Origin of the sequence: Pedococcus dokdonensis, assembly GCF_900104525.1 — a bacterium.
Classification (GTDB): domain Bacteria; phylum Actinomycetota; class Actinomycetes; order Actinomycetales; family Dermatophilaceae; genus Pedococcus; species Pedococcus dokdonensis.
On record NZ_LT629711.1, the window covers coordinates 1,706,926 to 1,724,396 of the forward strand.

17 protein-coding genes and 1 pseudogene are annotated in these 17,471 nt (G+C 67.2%); 8 read left to right on the forward strand and 10 right to left on the reverse strand.

The features are described from left to right. Positions 1-108 precede the first annotated feature (108 nt). The 3 genes from BLQ34_RS08190 to BLQ34_RS08205 form a co-directional block, all read right to left on the reverse strand. The gene (locus BLQ34_RS08190) at positions 109-504 is read right to left on the reverse strand and encodes a helix-turn-helix domain-containing protein (protein WP_331712539.1); all 396 of its coding nucleotides are present in this window, start codon (positions 502-504) and stop codon (positions 109-111) included. Positions 505-1,856: 1,352 nt separating this feature from the next. After that, positions 1,857-2,324, reverse strand: coding sequence for a peroxiredoxin (locus BLQ34_RS08200; RefSeq protein ID WP_091789585.1), 468 nt, complete (start codon positions 2,322-2,324; stop codon positions 1,857-1,859). 67 nt (positions 2,325-2,391) lie between these two features. Then, complete coding sequence (locus tag BLQ34_RS08205; RefSeq protein ID WP_231961499.1) at positions 2,392-2,799, reverse strand: DoxX family protein; 408 nt, start codon at positions 2,797-2,799, stop codon at positions 2,392-2,394. Positions 2,800-3,016: 217 nt separating this feature from the next. On the opposite strand from BLQ34_RS08205, the gene BLQ34_RS08210 reads away from it, so the two are divergent. Then, the gene (locus BLQ34_RS08210; RefSeq protein WP_197674795.1) at positions 3,017-3,388 is read left to right on the forward strand and encodes a winged helix-turn-helix transcriptional regulator; all 372 of its coding nucleotides are present in this window, start codon (positions 3,017-3,019) and stop codon (positions 3,386-3,388) included. A 172-nt stretch (positions 3,389-3,560) separates the two neighbouring features. Here BLQ34_RS08210 and BLQ34_RS08215 read toward each other — a convergent pair whose 3' ends face one another. The 4 genes from BLQ34_RS08215 to BLQ34_RS08230 form a co-directional block, all read right to left on the reverse strand. Continuing rightward, positions 3,561-4,046 (reverse strand): PaaI family thioesterase, encoded by a 486-nt coding sequence (locus tag BLQ34_RS08215; RefSeq protein ID WP_197674796.1) that lies wholly within the window; start codon positions 4,044-4,046, stop codon positions 3,561-3,563. Continuing rightward, complete coding sequence (locus tag BLQ34_RS08220; protein ID WP_091783922.1) at positions 4,046-4,354, reverse strand: hypothetical protein; 309 nt, start codon at positions 4,352-4,354, stop codon at positions 4,046-4,048. Before BLQ34_RS08220 ends, BLQ34_RS08215 begins: the two co-directional genes overlap by 1 nt. Positions 4,355-4,445: 91 nt before the next feature. After that, the gene (locus BLQ34_RS08225) at positions 4,446-5,084 is read right to left on the reverse strand and encodes a TIGR03085 family metal-binding protein (protein ID WP_091783925.1); all 639 of its coding nucleotides are present in this window, start codon (positions 5,082-5,084) and stop codon (positions 4,446-4,448) included. A 43-nt stretch (positions 5,085-5,127) separates the two neighbouring features. Continuing rightward, positions 5,128-5,799, reverse strand: a complete 672-nt coding sequence (locus tag BLQ34_RS08230; RefSeq protein WP_197674797.1) for a TetR/AcrR family transcriptional regulator — start codon at positions 5,797-5,799, stop codon at positions 5,128-5,130. Between the two features lie 330 nt (positions 5,800-6,129). Here BLQ34_RS08230 and BLQ34_RS08235 point away from each other — a divergent pair, with 330 nt between their 5' ends. After that, on the forward strand, positions 6,130-8,307 hold the full coding sequence (locus BLQ34_RS08235; RefSeq protein ID WP_231961500.1) for an MMPL family transporter: 2,178 nt from the start codon (positions 6,130-6,132) through the stop codon (positions 8,305-8,307). A 195-nt stretch (positions 8,308-8,502) separates the two neighbouring features. Beyond that, positions 8,503-9,263 (forward strand): annotated as a pseudogene (locus BLQ34_RS19260) (phosphatase PAP2 family protein). A gap of 535 nt (positions 9,264-9,798) precedes the next feature. On the opposite strand, the gene mobF reads toward BLQ34_RS19260, so the two are convergent. Beyond that, the gene (mobF, locus tag BLQ34_RS08245) at positions 9,799-13,053 is read right to left on the reverse strand and encodes a MobF family relaxase (RefSeq protein ID WP_231961539.1); all 3,255 of its coding nucleotides are present in this window, start codon (positions 13,051-13,053) and stop codon (positions 9,799-9,801) included. 291 nt (positions 13,054-13,344) lie between these two features. Here mobF and BLQ34_RS19265 point away from each other — a divergent pair, with 291 nt between their 5' ends. The 3 genes from BLQ34_RS19265 to BLQ34_RS08255 all read left to right on the forward strand — a co-directional run bounded on the left by BLQ34_RS19265 (position 13,345) and on the right by BLQ34_RS08255 (position 14,619). Beyond that, positions 13,345-13,893, forward strand: a complete 549-nt coding sequence (locus BLQ34_RS19265) for a hypothetical protein (protein WP_231961501.1) — start codon at positions 13,345-13,347, stop codon at positions 13,891-13,893. A gap of 49 nt (positions 13,894-13,942) precedes the next feature. Beyond that, positions 13,943-14,248 (forward strand): hypothetical protein, encoded by a 306-nt coding sequence (locus tag BLQ34_RS19270; protein WP_231961502.1) that lies wholly within the window; start codon positions 13,943-13,945, stop codon positions 14,246-14,248. A 116-nt stretch (positions 14,249-14,364) separates the two neighbouring features. Continuing rightward, positions 14,365-14,619, forward strand: coding sequence for a hypothetical protein (locus BLQ34_RS08255; RefSeq protein WP_091783928.1), 255 nt, complete (start codon positions 14,365-14,367; stop codon positions 14,617-14,619). 10 nt (positions 14,620-14,629) lie between these two features. Here BLQ34_RS08255 and BLQ34_RS08260 read toward each other — a convergent pair whose 3' ends face one another. Further along, positions 14,630-15,874 (reverse strand): XRE family transcriptional regulator, encoded by a 1,245-nt coding sequence (locus BLQ34_RS08260; protein ID WP_157692945.1) that lies wholly within the window; start codon positions 15,872-15,874, stop codon positions 14,630-14,632. Between the two features lie 172 nt (positions 15,875-16,046). On the opposite strand from BLQ34_RS08260, the gene BLQ34_RS18735 reads away from it, so the two are divergent. Further along, positions 16,047-16,556, forward strand: coding sequence for a hypothetical protein (locus BLQ34_RS18735; protein WP_157692946.1), 510 nt, complete (start codon positions 16,047-16,049; stop codon positions 16,554-16,556). Beyond that, entirely contained in the window at positions 16,553-16,954 is a 402-nt protein-coding gene (locus BLQ34_RS08270; RefSeq protein WP_091783935.1) for a hypothetical protein, read from the forward strand. The genes BLQ34_RS18735 and BLQ34_RS08270 overlap by 4 nt, the downstream gene beginning before the upstream one ends. Here BLQ34_RS08270 and BLQ34_RS18740 read toward each other — a convergent pair. After that, the gene (locus BLQ34_RS18740) at positions 16,917-17,414 is read right to left on the reverse strand and encodes a hypothetical protein (RefSeq protein ID WP_157692947.1); all 498 of its coding nucleotides are present in this window, start codon (positions 17,412-17,414) and stop codon (positions 16,917-16,919) included. The genes BLQ34_RS08270 and BLQ34_RS18740 overlap by 38 nt on opposite strands. Positions 17,415-17,471: the final 57 nt, after the last annotated feature.

The window sequence follows — 17,471 nt, forward strand, 5'->3', positions numbered from 1 at the left end:
CACCTGAGGGCCCGAGCATCCTCAAGATGCTCCTGTGCGCCTCGCCAGACGGCTTGACCTACTGGCACTCTCGCACTCGGTGGCCCATGAACAAACCTGGCGCTTCGGTTACTGAGGTTCCCGGCGGTAGTCAGACCAGCGGTCCGGCATTTCCTCCGTCTCGCCGCGCAGGAACGCGACGAACGATGTCGCCTCGGCTAGTCGGTGGCCACCGCCACCACGCCCGCAGACCTCGATCGTGGCAGCCGACAGTGCGGACTCCCATTGCATTAGAACTGGGATCCAAGTGGCCAGGATCATGCTGCCAAGGTCGCTTTCGCTAACTCGGTAGAGTTTCGCCCTGCTCCCGGGCACGCGCTCCTCGACTAGGAGGCGCTTGGCGGTGAGATCGCGCACCGCCCCGGAGATGCTCGCCGGACTGACCCCAACCCCCTCCGCGAGCCCTGCGGCCGTGTAGCAGTCGCCGTCGTCGACGAGCATGTATGCCAGCACCCTGGCTGGCATCCTGGGGGTCCCGGCCTCGTTCAGGATCAAAGCGATGTTCGACCACCCGAAGCAGCTTGTCGTCCTCGTCCTGCCAGCGGCGCGTCATCTGCACACCATCACCCAACGACGGACTTCTACCCGGGCGCGGATCTCTTGGATATTGCGGCGCATCTTGGGCCTTATGGGCCTCGGGCTCCTCACTCGCTGGGCTCGTCTCGGCGTCGATGTCGTCACCGCTGCCGGGAAAGGCCGAGTCTCGCGGGGTTGCGGGCGGCCGGCCTGGGCGATACGGCTGGGGATGCCTGCGACCTCCGCGACACCTCGGCTGCGCTTCGCCCTCGCACGCCGGAAGGAACCGCCCCCTCGTGCGGTCTCGTGCCGCGGGCGCTCCGTTCGCAAGCGGCACGATCGGCGTGCGACGACCGCGATGGTGCCGGTGTCACGTTGAAGATAGATGGGAGCCTCGCATCCAGCCACCGACGGCCGCGGGTGGGGTCAGCAGAGATCACGTGCAAACCTCGGGCTGTAAAGGCGCGCCGAGTGTCGGATTCCGTCTCAAGGTCGGTGCCACCCCTGACGGCTCCGAGTCCGCGAGCGGTTGGGACGGGGGGGCTTGTCGATGACGTGTGCTGGATCGCGTTCGGTCAGGTAGTCCCCAATATCGGCAAGCCCTCGGGCGAGGTCCCGACGCAGCCTGCGTTCGGCAAAGAACCGGGGACGCGGCGGGGGATGTTCGCGGACCCACTCGCCATACATGAACTGACCCACACACCAGCATCCACCGGCGGCGGCGAGGCAAGCCACGAACATCCACCACAGGACTGCGAAGACATCCCATATCGCGTTGCCCAGCTGTTGCCAAGCCAGCCCGTTCAGATCCCAGTATCCCACTTGACCCACCTCCAGCCTTGGCAGCCGAACCGCAGGTCACGCTCACTCTGTCCCTTACGGTCGAGTTCATCCTATGCCGGAAAACATAGGAGGAAAAGGGTAGAGTCGTGCGGGCCGACTGGCGCGCTTCCTCGGCGCCCCAGTTGCAGCCCGTAGGCAGAAAATGGCGTTCTCGGTTCGATCCGGGACTTCTATGCGACCGGCATCCGCCGGTGCTGGTCAGTTCCTAGCCGCCGTACCGTTCGCGCTGCTCGGGTTCGTGATCCTGCTCTTCCTGCGTGAAACGCCTCTGCGACAGGCCCGCGGACACACCTCGGGCGAGGACCTCGCAGCTGCATTCGAGACGTCAGTCGACCCCGACGCGCATCTCACCGACCACGACGACGGACCCCGGCCAGACAAGCCTCTGCCGCCGGAGATGGCCCCGGGCCGTCGCTAGGCGGAGCGGGACAACCGGTGCGACGGGCGCGGGCGGCGGGTCACCCAGACCCTTGTGGCCCCTCAGCTCCGAGGATCCGCAGCGCCTCGTCGGCATGGAGCTCCATCCGTAGCTCACTGCTGATCACCCCCAACACCCGCCGGTCGGAGCCGATCACGAAGGTGCTGCGGCTCGGCGGCAATCCAGGAAGAGTTCTCTGGACCCCGTAGGCGGACGCCGCGGTGCCATCCGCGTCGGAGAGCAACCGATACCCGAGGCGATGTTCGGCGTCGAACTGTCGCTGCCGAGCAACTGTGTCGCCGCTGATCCCGACCCTCATCGCCCCTGCCGCCTCGAACTCCGCCGCCAGGTCACGAAAATGACAGCTCTCCGCGGTGCAGCCTCGACTCATCGCCAGTGGATAAAAGAATAGAACCACTGGCCCAGCCACCAGCAGGCGGCTCAACCGAACCGCGGTCTCATGCTGGTCGGGCAGTTCGAAGTCCGGGGCAAGGTCACCGACCCGCATCAGCCCACTCATCGACGATGCCCCCCGACATGGGCGTTGCGGTTCGGGCCGAGGAGCACAGGGGCGCTCAGTCGAGGTCGAACAGCGGGTCGGTCAGGGTGAGCCCCAAGCCTGGCTCGGCCCAGCTGAACAGGGCAAGCACCATCAACGCCGCCCCTGCCAGAGCCAGATCCTTAAGGAACTGGGTCTGCTCCATCATCTGCTGCTGAGGATCCTCGATACCCCAGGGGCCGTGCATGACCACGGCCGTAGGAACCAAGAAGACCACCAGGAACAGCGCGCCTAGGTCTCCCCAGGCACCCAACAGGACCATCAGCGCGCCGGCCACGATCATCAGCCCCGTCCCGAAGACCAACGTCGGCGCCACTGCCTTAGGGACCCCGCGAGAGGCGCTGTACTGAGCCATCATCTTGGTCTTGGTCAGGTGCCCGAATCCCGACATCAGGAACAACACAGAGAACAAGATGCGCCCCACCAGTACAACTATGTCCACGGCCAGTCACCGGGCCTTCCACGTCGAGGTACGGAGCGACATTGACGATGCACCGCGGACACCATGTTAACTCGACTGCTTATCTTTTGTAAGTACTATTCATAAGTGACGATCGCACGATCGGGGCGATGTCGGCCTCCGCCGAAAGTGGATCCGCCTCAAGGTTTCGCGCGAGAGTCTGAAACGTCATGATGAGTCGGTGACCGAGCAGAGCCGCGCCCCTGAACAATGGCCCCCCGGCCACTGCCTCGGCCTGCAGCAGGCGCTAGAACTCATCGGTGGCAGATGGACGGGCAGCATCCTGCTGGCAGTGCTCTCGGGAGCGCGACGCTTCAGCGACATCCGCGTCGCCGTCCCTGGCGTCTCGGACCGGCTGCTGTGCGACCGGCTGCGCCGGCTCGAGGCCGAGGGTCTCCTCGAGCGTCACACCGCAACGGACCCGGGCCTGGTCGGGTATGCCCCGACCGTGGCGGGGCAGGCGCTCGTGCCCGCGCTGCGCGCGCTATCTGACTGGACGACACGTTGGAGGACCGACATCGCTCGCGAGTCCGACACCGGCGCTCACGGCTGACAGTAGTGCCGCCCCGGGTGTGCGCCGGTCGCGTGGTACCGACGCCTCTCCGGAGATTCCGACCAAGGCCGCCCGCCTCGAGCCGCTTCGCGACCGCTCTGCCCGCCCGACTGCGGAACACGGCACCTCGGGACGAGGAGTTGCTGGAGTGTGGCGCCCGTCGATGTCCTAGCTATCGCGGCATGCCCTGGTCGAAGTGGGTAACGTCCACCGACAGGAAGAGGGCCGCGGCGGAGGCGACAAGGGACCCTTCGACGTCCCTCATGTCGGCTTCAACGTAGAGCTTGCGCCCTTCTGCCCGGAGCACCCTCGCAGCAAGACGGTAGGTGGTGCCGAGGATGACTGGCGAGGCGTAAAGCACTTCGAGTTGTCGGGTCACCGCCGGACCTCCAGTTAGGTACAGCAGGTAACCGAACAGGTCGTCCAGGACCGTGGCCACGGCACCCCCGTGCGCGATCCCAGGTGCACCCACGTGGCGTTCGTCGAAGATGTGAGTCGCGTGCACCTCCTCGCCGCGTCGATGAACTGTGAGGTGATGGCCGTGCGGGTTGTCGGGTCCGCATCCGAGGCAGTGGTGGTGGTGCGGCGGAAGCTGAGCGCCATCTTCTTGTGGCCGGAACTTCTCGTTCCAGCTGGCGAGGAACTCCTCCCGGTTCATCACGACCGCTCGCATGAGTCGTGGCCATCCCGAGTGCCAAGTGTTGCGAGACCCTCGAGGCCGAGCTCACTGATCGCGGCGGAGATGCGCGTCGCGTCGGGGGACGTGCTAGCTGAAGGCCCCTCGCCCGGGGCGCTGAGTCCTACCACGGTGATGGCACCGAAGACGCCGAACACTACGGTGTTCGGGTTGGCTACCTGGCGCAGCGACCCGTCGGCGTCGCCCTCTGCCAACAACGTCTCCACCGGCTCGTGGGACGCGCTGCGCAGCACCTCCGCGAGGTTGGCCAGGAGAGTGGCACGACCCACGTCGCTTCGCGCCGTCGATCTCGCGAGACCCCGCAAGGGCCTCGTGCCGGATAGTTGAAGGTGCACTCTAGGAGTCCTCTCAGGGCGGAGGCTACGAATTCCTCCAGGTCTCGAAGCGGCGGACAGACTCAGGGCTACCGGCTAGCTCGACGTGCGCGGCCCGCTGGCGACCGCTCGCACAAAGGAGCAACTCCACGGGGTCGCCGGTCACCACCACGCCATGTTCGCCGCGATGGACCACCTGACCCCGCCCGGCCGGTAGGGCGAACGTCACTCCCACGGGCGCGTGACGATAGCTCAGCCGGGACACAGTGCCCAGGCGAGACCAGATCGCTTCCAGTTCCAGCTCCGCCAGCTGCCGAGGCGCGAGCGGCGGCGTCCCACCGCGGCGGACATCCTCGTGGTGGATGACATACTCCAAGAAGTTGACGGTCTCGTCCGCCCAGGCCAGCGGTGACCACCGCGAAGGCCCTCGCGCGAAGCGGGCCAACAGTTCGTCATACCCCTTAGCGGTGCGGGCGCGGTCCACAAGCGTGCCCAGCCGCCTCTCCTGACCGGGCTTGTTACGGGACAGCTGGTCTATCGCCCGCGCCAAGGGCCGGCGTTCGCGCTGGACGAGGTGCGCAAGCAGGTGTCGGACAGTCCACCCTTCGCACAGGGTGGGCTGCTCGGGATCCGTGGCGGCGAAGGTCGCGGCGAGCGCGCTTCTCTCTAGCTGCACCCAAGGCATCAGCGGGCTCCCATGAGGTCGGGCGCTGCGCGAGTTGGGAGGGTCATCGATGCAGTCGCAGCGCACGGTGGATACGCCGCTGGGTCGGTGCTGGAGGAAGGGGCTGGGCGGCTTGGGCAGCGAAGGCCTGGAGGAGGTAGGCGACGATTCGTGGCGAAGACTCGGGGGCCGCGCCTCCTGTCACACTCACTACCCCGGCATTCGCCATCAGGGTGATGGCCAGGTCCTGCGGCACGAAGTCGGCGCGCAGACCTCCGGCCGCCTTGGCATTTTCCATGAGCGTGGTGAAGGCGTGGAACGCCCGCTCCCTCTCGGCCTCAAATAGCCTGTCATGCGGGAACGTCCTGGTCAGCACCTTCATGAACCCCCGGTCCGCAGCCTGCATGGCGCACACCTGCTGGACGTAGCCACAGAATCCACGCCAAGGGTCGGGGTCTTCTAGGGCCACGTCGACCGCCTCGCTGTAGCGGGCCATGGTGTCCGAGAAGACTGCCGTGATGAGGTCGTCGCGGGTCGGAAATCTGCGAAAGAGCGTGGCTATCCCGACCCCCGCCCGCCGAGCCACCTCCGCCATCGGCACCTCGAGGCCCTGGTCGGCAAACGCCTCGCGCGCAGCATTCAACACTCGCGCGCGGTTCCTCTGCGCGTCGGCGCGAAGCGGGTTGCAGCCATCGCCGCCGTCACTGGGGATAGGTATCGCGTCGGCCGAGCTCACACACGCATCGTAAACCCCTCAAGTGGAAGACTGACTCCAATTCTCTTGCTACTCTCACCAAGACATCTGGAAGGCGCACTCCACATCGAGTGCTGTCGTGAAGTCCGCAAGGACCCACGGCAAACCCACAGGGCAAGGGCCGGGCATTCGTGTGTTCGGACTCAACGACCCGGAGTACCGCGCTACCAACTGACGACTGCGTGTGACCACAGGCCCACGCCCATTTACCGGGAGGCCTGACCCTTGGCAACTTTCCTCTATCGCCTTGGGTGGGCGGCGTTTGCTCGACGCAGGTCGGTCCTCGCAGGGTGGGTCCTCCTCCTGGTCGTGGTGGGTGGGCTTGCCGGGGCGCTCGGCAAGAATGCTGATGCTCAGCTGTCGATCCCCGGCGTGGAATCGGTCCACGCCCTGGAGCTGCTCCAGAACCGCTTCCCCCAGGGCGCCGCAGGTGGAGCCACGGCCCGCGTCATCTTCGCCGCCCCGGACGGCCAGTCGGTCACCGATCCCGTCAGGATGACCGCGATCAAGCAGACTCTGGCCGCGGCGGCGGAGGCAGACCAGGTCGCAGCGGTCAGTGACCCGTTCGCCACGCGGGCTGTCTCCCCCGACGGCAGCACTGCATACGCGACGGTCTCCTACCGGGTCCAGGTCGACAAGATCAGCGCCGACTCCCAAGCACAGCTGCTCGCCACCGGTGCCACAGCAAGAACGGCTGGGGTAGACGTCGAGTTCGGGGGCGAGGCCACCCAGGCGCAGCCGGAACAAAGCGCTGCCGAAGGGATAGGAGTCCTGGTGGCGTTGATGGTCCTGGCGTTGACGTTCGGGTCGCTCCTGGCGGCTGGGATGCCGCTACTCACAGCCCTCATCGGGGTTGGCGTCGGATCAGCCGGCACGCTGGCGCTTTCCGCTGTCATTGACCTGACCAGCACCGCCCCCATCCTAGGTCTGATGGTGGGCCTGGCCGTGGGGATCGACTACGCACTCTTTATCTCGATCCGCCATAAACAACACCTGCTCGAGGGGATGCCCGCCCGCGAGGCTGCCGCCATGGCTGTCGGAACCGCTGGCAGCGCGGTTGTCTTTGCCGGCGCCACCGTGATGATCGCCCTGGCTGGGCTCGCCGTCGTCGGGATCCCGTTTCTGACCACTATGGGACTGGTCGCGGCCGGAATGGTCGGCGTCGCCGTCCTCGTGGCGCTGACCCTTGTGCCCGCCTTTCTGGGCTTCGCGGGGACCCAGTTCTCCCGCTGGCCCGTACCCGGACTGCGACGTCGTCAAGCCAAGCTGAGCACCACACAGTCGGCCGGGTCCCGATGGGCGACGATCGTAACGAAGCGCCCCGCCATATTTCTGACCGCAGGGGTGGTCGTCACGGGCGTCTTGGCACTGCCCGCACTCGACCTGACCCTCGGCCTGCCCGATGACGGAAACCTCAGCGCAACGACCACGCAGCGAAAGGCCTACGACCTCCTCGCGGAGGGCTTTGGTCATGGATTCAACGGGCCCCTGACCGTCGTCGTAGACGCCACCACCTCACCCGACCCACAAAGTGCCTTCGATCAGGCCGGCAAGGCCATCGCCGCGCTGGATGACGTCGCCGCTGTGGCACCCGCCGTCCAAAACCCCGCCGGCGACACGGCAATCATCTCGGTCATCCCCGCCAGCGGGCCCTCAGAATCAGCCACTAAGGACCTTGTCGGCTCGATCCGCGACCTCCAGCCCGCACTCACCCAGTCCACCGATGCCGACGTCTTCGTCACCGGCAATACTGCACTTGGCATCGACATTTCGGACAAGCTGACCTCCGCGCTGCCCACGTTCCTGGTGGTCGTCGTCGGGCTCTCGCTCCTGCTCCTGATGCTGGCCTTCCGATCCATCTTCGTCCCGATCAAAGCCACTGCGGGTTTCCTACTCAGTATCGCGGCGACCTTCGGTGCCCTCGTGGCCGTCTTCCAGTGGGGATGGATGGCGGACCTGATCGGCATCCAGCAAACCGGACCGATCATCAGCTTCCTGCCCATCCTCTTGGTCGGGCTCGTCTTCGGACTGGCGATGGACTACGAGGTGTTTCTCGTCAGCCGCATGCGCGAGGACTACGTCCACGGCGCAAGCCCGAAGGAATCGGTCGTCGGTGGCTTCCAGCACGGAGCGCGCGTCGTCACCGCGGCGGCCCTGATCATGGCCTCGGTCTTTGCCGGATTCATGCTCAGCGACGAGTCCACAATCAAGAGCATCGGCTTCGCTCTCGCGTTCGGGGTTCTCATCGACGCCTTCGTGGTCCGGATGACGATCGTGCCGGCCGTGATGGCACTCCTGGGCCACCACGCGTGGTACCTGCCAGCCTGGCTCGACCGCCTGATGCCCAACGTCGACATCGAAGGCGCCGGGCTCGAACGCGACCACCCCCGAACCACTCAAGGCGCGACACCTCCGGCAGGAGCGGATCACGACAGGCCATCTCCGGCGACGCCGGAGGAGTCACAACCGGTCCGCCAACCCGCCATCTGAGGGCGCCACACGATGACCCGAATCGGAGGCAAGGAACTGAGCGCGCAGCGGCCCAAGGATCCCACGCGCGGAAGGCTCCCTGAGCGCGTCACCGAGCCGGTCTCGACGGCGCCGTCGGGGGAGAGTTCGATCGACAGACTCCGGAAGGGTGCGCGGCGACCGTGGTTGCACCCGCTCCGTGAGTTCATCATCGTCATGAGCCTGTACCTCCTCTACCGAGCAGGTCGGCTGGCCACCGGAGGACGAGAAGACGAAGCCCTGAGCAACGGCGAGCGAGTCCACAGGGTGGAGCGATGGCTGCACCTGCCCTCTGAAGCCCACTTGCAGGATCTCGCGCACACGCTTCCCAACCTGCTGCAGATGGCCAACGTCTACTACGTGAGCGTCCACTTCCCGGTCGCGATCGCCTTCCTCCTCTGGGGCTACCTGCGCCACTCCCGGTCCGAATACGTGTGGGCCAGGAATCTGCTCGCAACCCAGACGCTGTTCGCCCTAGTGGTGCAGCTGCTCTTCCCGCTCGCTCCCCGCGGATGTCTCCGGGATGGGGCTTCGAGGACACCATGAACACCATCGGCCCGTCAGCCTATGGAGGCGTCGGCGCGAACCTGGCCAACCAGTACGCAGCTATGCCCAGCCTGCACATTGGATGGGCCCTGACCATCGCCCTCGTCGTCCACCGGACCGGTCCTGTGGCGATGCGACTGCTGACCAAGGCCCACGCAGTGTCAACCATCGTGGTCGTCGTCATCACCGCCAACCACTGGTGGCTCGACGGCATAGTCGCTTCCGGGCTACTGGTCCTCGCCTCGAGGGTGCTGCCAACTCCGCGCGGGTCGGCTCTCCACCGCACAACACTCATCCAGGACAAGTCACCAAAGCCCGCTGCGACTTTTACCGAAGCCACGACAGCGAGCGCCACGCTGGCCGGCACCGGATCTGACGGCATCACGAACTGAAGAAATCACCCGCCGATCTAAGGCTCTCGTCATGACCGCCGCCGATGTCGCGGCTCGTCGTTGACTCAATCCCATGCCCCGATGGAAGGGGGCTGGCGCAAACCTCAGTCGTTAGAGGACGTGGGAGCTCGGTACCTTGAAATCAGATTGCAGTGCACGGGAACCCAACACCCGCGCCTAGACCCGCCACGTCGGCCGCGCTTCCGGGGTGGTCGTCCTGGCCGCCGCGCTCTATGTGCTCTGGTACTCCCTGGTCGAGCTCGCCTCCTAGCGCGGCACGCAGGTCGCGGCAGGCCCCGTCGCCTGGGTCCGCGACCTGTGCGCGTCGATCAGCCAAGGCATAACCAACGCCGGCACCTGGCCCACCATGCTCGCCCTCAGCGCAGTCCTCGCGATGGTCCTCACCGCAACCTTCATCACCCGCCGCCGGCGCTGAACCCAGTCCTCGCCATCGCCGGGTGGATCGAGGCTTAGAGCCCGTTGCCGCCCCCGGCCCGCGTGAACGTCGCCGACCCAGCGGACCGAAGTGCGAAGGTCACCGCTCCAGGAAGGGTCGCCGTTCATGTTCGAGGATAAGCGCTGGCCCATTTCGGGATCCACTAGGTGATCCGTAGCTGCCTTCGCGAAGGTCGCACCACACCCCTAGCCCGGCTTCGAAGCGCGCTAGTAAGGGAGATGGGGCGATCCCCGCTACGGCTGGGAGTGCGGCCTGAAGGTCTAGGCCCAGTTGTTCGGCGTGGCGCATGCGCTCGAGCAGCGGGTGCCAGCGGTCGGCGGCCTTGGCCGCTTGGATGTGTTCGGGCGGGACTCCGGCGTCAAGCAGCAGGTCGGTGTAGCGCTGATGGCGTCGGTGGTGCTGGATGGCGGCGCCTTCGGCGTCCAGTCGGGCAGGGCTGCTGGCCGCGGCGGCCTCATGGTCGCGGGTTTGGGTTGCCGATAGCTCTGCGCCGGACGTGGCGAGCACCTTCTTGAGCACCTCCTCAACCGGGACCGGGTCGCCGAGGTCGTGGGCGGTGTCGGTGTCGGGGTCGTAGCTGGTGTCGACGTAGAGCCGGTTGGCCTCACGGCCACGGGTGGCCATGACGTACAGCGGTTCCCGGACGGTTGCTGCACTGACGTAGGCGTGGGCAGTGTCGACCGTTCGGCCTTGGGCTCGGTGCGCGGTGGTGGCGTACCCGAGCTCAACGTGCTCGGCCACGTAGTCAGCCGGCAGCCGGGTCGCCGTCCCTGCCTTGCCGGTGCGGTGGACGGTGAGCGACCCGTCCTGGTGGGCTGCGGTGACGGTCCACTGGTCGCCGTTCTTGACCCACCCGCCCGCGGCGTGCAGGTCGCGCTGGTTGAGTCGGGTGACCACGACGTCACCGGTCCCGATCGTTGTCCCGTCCGCGACCGACACCCCGCGCTCGGTGACGTGACCGGTGGCGACCAGGTCGGCGCGGGCGCGGGCGTTGAGCTCGGCCACGGTCGCGGCGTCGGCGGCCACCATCAGCGAGGTGCGGCCGGCGCGAGTATCCGCACGCCAGGCCTGGTAGATGGCCTCGATCATGGTGTCCCGCTCGCCGTCCTGGACGCGCCCATGGTGCAGATAAGGCTGTGCGGCGGTGGGTTGGCCCTCTCTCAGCGCCAGGCTGGCTTTGCGTTCCCATTCGTGCCGGAATCGGCGCACGTCGACCAGCTCGGGCACGTCGGCCCGGTCGGTGACAAGGAGCCGGAAGGCTCCGCCGGCGGCGACCGGGGACAGCTGGGCCGGGTCCCCGACGAGCAGCACCTTCGCCCCGACCGCGCGGGCTTGGGTGATGAGGGTGTCGAGTTCGAAGGTTCCTGCCATGGAGGCTTCGTCGACGATGACCAGCTGCCTGCCGCGCAGCCGCCATCGGTCCAGTTCCGCCCTGACCTGGTGGGCGCGTCGGGTGATGGCGCGGGTCCGCAGCGAGGGGCTGGCGCCCCGCAGCTTGCCTTGAAGGGAGGCAAGTTCGGCAAGGCGCTGGTCCTGCCGCGTTTGTTCGGTGAGCCACTTGGCGGTGTTCTCCGTCGGCACCCCGACCGCGTCCGCGAGGACCTCCGCCGCTGCCGCGGAGGGGGCCAGCCCGACCACGCTCCCCCGCCCGAACGCCGCCTCCCAGGCGGCCCGTACCCCGGCCATGGTGGTCGACTTCCCCGTTCCGGCCGCACCCACCAGAACGTCGACGGCGCGACCGGAGGTGACCACAAGGCATACCGCGTCGGCCTGCTCGGCGATGAGCCGGCGACCATCTGCCCGTCCCGGCAACGGCGCACCAGCCGCCGCCACGGCCACCACCGCCGGCGCCTGGGGTCCGTCGGTGGCGCGGCCGGCCGCGACGAGCCGTTCTTCGGCCTGCAACACCGCCGCGGTGGTGTAAATGGTGGCGTCCCGAGCCCGCAGCCGGGTGGAGCCGTCCGGACGCTGCAGGGTCGCGGGGACACGAGTCGTCGGCTCGGGCGGCGTGAGCTGCACCGATGCCTCCAACGCCAAAATGGTTAGCCGTTCTGCGGCGTGGGCGCGCTCGTGCGGGGTGGCGAACCGGACCCCGTGCAACTGCCGCAACGCCTCGGCCAGCACGTTGGAGCGGGTGAACGTCGCCCGCCTGGCCGCGACCGCATCCACCACCACGGTGGCCGCATCCTTGAGCATTCGATCGTCGAGGTCGGCTGCGCTCAGGGCGGGCAGGTAACTCCTGTTGGCCAGCGTGGCCACCCATGCCTGCGGCTCGGCGTCCAGGTGCGGCTGCGCGCGGTGTCGCCATCCTTGGACCAGGTCGGCCAGCGGCCGCAGCTCCTTGTCGGGTCGGGTGGCCAGGGTGGCCTGCTGCCGCAACCGGATCACCTCGGCCGCCGTGGGCTGCCGCCCGTGGCTGGCGGCGAAACCCGCGATCAGGTCGCGGGCGGCGGTTTTGATTGCGGTCGAGCGTTGCGAGAACTCCTCTCGCAACGCCTTGCCCACCCCGGTCACCTCCCACGACGGGGAGCTTGACCGTGCCCGGTGCTGGGCGTCCCAGCCCCACCCCAGATCCGCACTCAGCAAGTCCATCAGGGCGCCGTTGTACAGCTCCGACAGCGCGACGTTCGCCTTGAACAACGCCCGCGAGTCCAGGGTGCGCCAGGCCCCGTCCGTGGCTGCCTGGACCCGGTTCAGTACCACCACGTGGGTGTGCAGCTGCGGGTCCCCTGCGCGGGAGTCCCAGTGGTCAAACCCGGCCGCGACCACACCCCGGACGGCTTCGCTGACCACCCCACCGCGCCCGGTACGGGTGGTGAACACCTCCCGCTCCGCGTAGCCGATCACGAACTCCAACGCCTCCTGGTGCGCCGCGTAGATCCGTTCCCGGGTCGGCCCATCGGCCATCGCCCACGCGACCGACACGCTCTTTGGGGCGGAGAAGGTCAGGTCGAACCCGGCCACCGTCCGCGACGCCGTACGCGGCCTGCCCGCCGTGTCACGACAGGTAGGGCGGTCCGCGACGGGGGAACGCCCCAGCGGTTGACCAGTGACTGGGTCCTGCAGCATCCCGAGCATCCGCCACAGGTGCTCCTCGGACACGACCGACCTTGGTGCGACGCCTCTTCCGCCGTCCAGGCTGGCCAGCCCGGAGCCGAGGAACCGGCCCGGCGGGGCGCCCTCCTGGGTGTAGTACGCCGTCAACGGATCCGCCGTCGGGCCCTGCCGGTCGCCGCGCGCGACCGAGGACATCAGGTACCGGAAGCCGGCCCCCAACGTCATTCGCCGCATCGACATCGTCACGCCAAGGCAACGCCCACGAGGGGGCACCATCGGGCCACGGCCCACCTTGGTGCCTGACGTGTGGCTCGAGAATGTGGGCTGGATCGGGGTGGTCGAGTGAGCCTGGCTGCGAGGTGAGTTTGGGCGGGGCGGGTATGCCGGGATGCAGGCGGGGCAGGGTCGCTGTGAGGAGCTGGGCCGTTGGGGTGACCGGACGAGAGAAGGTCTGAGGCCGGGCTGGCAGAATCCGAGCGGCGGCGACCGGGGCAGCATCCGCCGAACGGACCAGTGGCCCCGCACTCCCCCGCACGTCCCCGTGTGGGCTTCATAGGGTCAGGGCACATGGAGACCGACGGACCGCCCGCGATGAGGCAGCTGCGCCTGCGGTATGCCGGCACCTGCACCGTCTGCGCCGCGGACCTCCCAGCCCGGACCACAGCGATCTACGACCGGGGATCCAAGTCCGTCCGTTGCCTCGACTGCGATCCCACCGCACACCTGGTTGACCCGGTCGTTGTCGACGTCCGAGAAGTGTCTCCTCCCCCTCCGGGCGCGGACGTACGACCGGCCGAAGTGTCGACGCCCGGTGAGCCAGCAGCGGGCGGGACAGCTGGCGCGTCGGCGCGCCGCGAGTACGAGCGCCGCAAGGCACTCCGCGAGGACCGCGTCCGTACGGCGCACCCAAAGCTGGGCGGCCTGCTCCTCGCCGTGTTCGATGATCCGCAGTCGACCCGCGCTTGGGACCAGGGCGCCATCGGCGAAGAACGTCTCGGCCACCGGCTCGACGGCCTCATCGACGAGGGTGTGGCCATCCTTCACGATCGACGGATCCCGAAGGCCAAAGCCAACATCGACCACAGCGGTGACGAGCAACGGGGTGTGGGTCATTGACGCCAAGCGCTACAAAGGGCGACCGACGCTTCGCGTCGAAGGCGGGATCATGCGACCGCGGGTCGAGCGACTCCTCGTAGGCCGCCGTGACTGCACCAAGCTCGTCGACGGTGTCGCCAAGCAGATGGTGCTGGTCGCCGAGGCCCTCGCGGCCGAGGGGCTCTCGGCGCCAGTCAAGGGTGCGCTGGCCTTCGTCGACGCCGACTGGCCACTCATCGGAGGTTCCTTCACCATACGAGGGCTTCAAGTCCTCTGGCCCAAACGATTGGCCAAGATGCTCGCGGAGCCGGGCGAGGAGGTCGCGGACGTCACCGCTATCCACAAGGCCTTGGCATGCCGCTTTCCACCAGCCTGACCGCCAGCGCCCTCCGCAAGTCTCCGGCCGGTTTGCACAGATCGCTACTGGTCCGAGTCGCATGGTGCCCCCTTACAGCGGTTGTCCACGTATGGACATAAGGAGGGAGGGCTGGGATGAGTAGGTTCCAGAATGACGAGGGGGCGCGCCGCCGGCTGTTGGACGCGCAGCGTGCCGAGTCAGGGGCGCTCCGAGCGGTGATGGCAGTCGAGCGCAGGAAGCACAGCGCCCAGGAGCGCCTCGACGCCGTGGACGGCGAACTCGCTGAGGCTCAGGCCATGCTGGTGTCGATCTCCGGCTTGAGCCGAGCCGCGCAACTCCTCGAGGCGGATGAGCGCGAACTGAAGCAGCGGGTGAAGCGAACCGACTAGGAGGCGCGCCTCAGTGGGGCCCGGAGTCCTTGACCGGATGTCCGAGCAGGTAGATATGGCGACCGAAGTCGACGGCGCTCTCGCTGTGCGGATGCAGACGCACCAGCTCATCCGCGACCTCGCTGCCAACCATGAGCAGCGACGGCAGCGACCGACGGTCACCGGCGAGCCCAGCCTCCGCGGCTGACGTCGCCTGATCGACCTCACCATTCCGCGCGAGCACCGTGGCCCTGGTGAGTTCTGCCTCTGAGAGTCGCATCGGCGAGATGACCTCGCCACCGGGTGAGGTACTCGTCGCGGTCACCGCATCGGCCATCGCCATCGCGAGTGCATCGTCGCCGACTGCGCGGTAGCAGTCCATGGCGTAGAAGTCGAACTTCGCTGGGTCCACCTGGAAGTGGTTGCGCGGGTTGGTTGGGTAGTCCATCCGGTCCAACAGGTCTCGCCCACGGTCGAGCGCGAGCTCGACCTCTCGGCGCCTGCCAAGACGTGCCCACGCCTTGGCAGACTGAGCCTCGAGCTGTACCGCCACCGAGTGCTCGCGGGTCTCGCGCAGCCCGACCTTGGCGGCCTCCAGGACGCCGTAGTAGTCGCCGCGGGTCAGGGCCATCCATGCACGGATCTCCTGCGCCCATCCGAGGATCTCGCGGTGGCCAATTTCTTTGGCGAGCATGATCGCACCAGCTCGAGCCTTCTCGGCACTCCGCTCGTCGCCCTGGTCGTAGTGCAGACACGCCACCAGCAGCGAAAGCCAGCCCGCGAGTGCGTAGATCTCGCCGAGCTGTTGATAGCGCATGGGCTTGTCCTTCAATGCGGCGATCTCCGCGAGCCAGCGTTGCGCCTCGTCCAGCACCTCCTCTCCGGGCCGTGAGGCGTAGTCAGTGCACAGCCGATCCGTCATGACCTGCGCCAACTCCAGGGTGGCCGGGTCCACGCTGGAGGCACGCAGCCGTTGCACAAGTTCGAGGGTCTCGTCGTCACTGAGATGTGGGGGCGCAGCGACGGGTCCAGACGGCCCAAAGTACGCGTCGACCGCGGTGCCGAACATCGCCGCGATGGCCTGCTGGTTCTCTTTGGCCGGCACGCCCTTGATGGCGCCGCGCTCCCAGCGCTTCCACGCAGTCAGGACCGATTCGAAGTCGTCCGGAACATGGTGGTCGGCGTGCACGATGAACTCCCGGACGGCCTGCGCTTGCGAAAACCCCCGGGTCTCACGGTCTCGTCTGAGCCGTTGCCACCACTCCTGTGACGCCATCAACCACCCTTCCTGCTGTGGCAGATCCTTGCGGATGGAGTCACTTGCGAAGGTAACACACAGGGACATGGGGGACATTGACGTTATCCCCAGCTGTGTACCTTTTGTCGCGCTATCCCCCCGGTGAGAGTAAGCATCGTAGGAGCACAACTTTGGAGCCGAGGGGGCAATCATGAAAGCGCTGACCACACAGTCGAATCCCGTTGCGGGACAGTCGTTCTCCAACCCGACGGAACACGGTTCGTTCCGAAAGCATCCGTTCGAAGACCAAGCCGATAACCAGGAGAAGGCCGGCCGGGTGATCCACAAGGCTTTGCAGGCCTGCCCGAGCCTTGGTGAAGAGTCACCCGCACGTGACGTGCTGTGGATGACCGTTCAGGAAGAGATCTGCACCACGACGCCGAGGATGATCCAGCCGTTTGGATCCAAGAGGCCGTTTCTCGTGACACAGGAGCACGCGACTGAGGAGCTCATCACGGCGATGACGTGGCTGACGGCGCACGAGGCCGAGGCGCGCTCCTACTCGCCGCTCCACCTTTTCGTGATGCTTCGTGGCGTAGCCACCAGGAGTAGCAGCGGTTCGGCACGCGCGGCGCAAGCGGACTCGCTTTGCGGCATCACCGACGTGCCGCAGGGCTGCTTGCTCAAGCGTGGATCCGCCGATGAGGTGGATGCGGCATGACCTCCGACGGAAGCTTCGAGGTGTGGGTGTCGGACGAAGCCGGGATGAGCTCGCCCGAACTAGGGGAGCTCAAGCTGACTGCATCCTTCGATGTCTATGTCTCCCGACTGGAGATCGCCCGCCAGCGCGGCGCCGAGGACCCACTGGCGACGATCTCGCCATGCGCGGCCGGTGGGAACTCTCGCGCTTGCACGCGCGGGATGCTGGCGCAGCTCGGCTACACCGCAGCGGAGCTGCGCGTTGTGCACCGGCTCATGGCCGGCTCCGCAAGTGGGTGGCCGGGTCTCATCAGGCTGTATGCCGCAGGGTCACCGTTGAGCGCAGCGCAACGCGAGTACGTCCGCCGACAGGTCCACCTCGTCATCCGGCGGTCGCAGCCGTCCGCCTCAAGGCAGTAAGTGCCGGGTGAGTCGTCAGCGCACTGACCCCATAGAGGCTGGCGATGCCGGCGACAGCCACCAAGGCTGCGCCGGGTCCGGTCACTGCGCGGGGCGCGCCGTCCCCATAGTCGAGAACGACATGTTCCCGTTCGAGATCGGGGTCGAAGCCCACAAGGGATCCCCACCACAGCGAGAACACCTCACCGCTGTGCAGCCGGACCAGCAACCGCCGACTTGTCAGGAGAGCCTGACCTGGTGACGCAGCGCTCCATGCACCATCCACCTTCACCCTGAACCAGAGCCTCTCGAGACGTCGCCACGCGGTCTCGTCGGGCTCGAGGACGACTCGCATCGCCACAGGGTCCACATGTACGCCCGGCTCCAGCCCGGCGACCTCCATCGCCAGCCGGCGAGCATCATCGCGGGCATAGATGACTCGACTCTCCGCATATTCGGCGGTGCGCCGCTTGCCGCTCATCGGTCCTCCCGCGCTCGTGATCAAACCACTGTGCCCCCAAACACCGACAGCCGCGAG

Excerpts from the sequence above, each read along its gene's own strand:
- BLQ34_RS19270 (WP_231961502.1), top strand. The coding sequence starts at position 13,943 with ATGCGACCGCGGGTCGAGCGACTCCTCGTAGGCCGCCGTGACTGCACC.
- mobF (WP_231961539.1), bottom strand. The coding sequence starts at position 13,053 with ATGGTGCCCCCTCGTGGGCGTTGCCTTGGCGTGACGATGTCGATGCGG.
- BLQ34_RS08215 (WP_197674796.1), bottom strand. The coding sequence starts at position 4,046 with ATGAACCGGGAGGAGTTCCTCGCCAGCTGGAACGAGAAGTTCCGGCCA.
- BLQ34_RS08260 (WP_157692945.1), bottom strand. The coding sequence starts at position 15,874 with ATGGCGTCACAGGAGTGGTGGCAACGGCTCAGACGAGACCGTGAGACC.
- BLQ34_RS08190 (WP_331712539.1), bottom strand. The coding sequence starts at position 504 with ATGCCAGCCAGGGTGCTGGCATACATGCTCGTCGACGACGGCGACTGC.
- BLQ34_RS08200 (WP_091789585.1), bottom strand. The coding sequence starts at position 2,324 with ATGCGGGTCGGTGACCTTGCCCCGGACTTCGAACTGCCCGACCAGCAT.
- BLQ34_RS18740 (WP_157692947.1), bottom strand. The coding sequence starts at position 17,414 with ATGAGCGGCAAGCGGCGCACCGCCGAATATGCGGAGAGTCGAGTCATC.
- BLQ34_RS08255 (WP_091783928.1), top strand. The coding sequence starts at position 14,365 with ATGAGTAGGTTCCAGAATGACGAGGGGGCGCGCCGCCGGCTGTTGGAC.
- BLQ34_RS18735 (WP_157692946.1), top strand. The coding sequence starts at position 16,047 with ATGAAAGCGCTGACCACACAGTCGAATCCCGTTGCGGGACAGTCGTTC.
- BLQ34_RS19265 (WP_231961501.1), top strand. The coding sequence starts at position 13,345 with ATGGAGACCGACGGACCGCCCGCGATGAGGCAGCTGCGCCTGCGGTAT.
- BLQ34_RS08270 (WP_091783935.1), top strand. The coding sequence starts at position 16,553 with ATGACCTCCGACGGAAGCTTCGAGGTGTGGGTGTCGGACGAAGCCGGG.
- BLQ34_RS08225 (WP_091783925.1), bottom strand. The coding sequence starts at position 5,084 with ATGCCTTGGGTGCAGCTAGAGAGAAGCGCGCTCGCCGCGACCTTCGCC.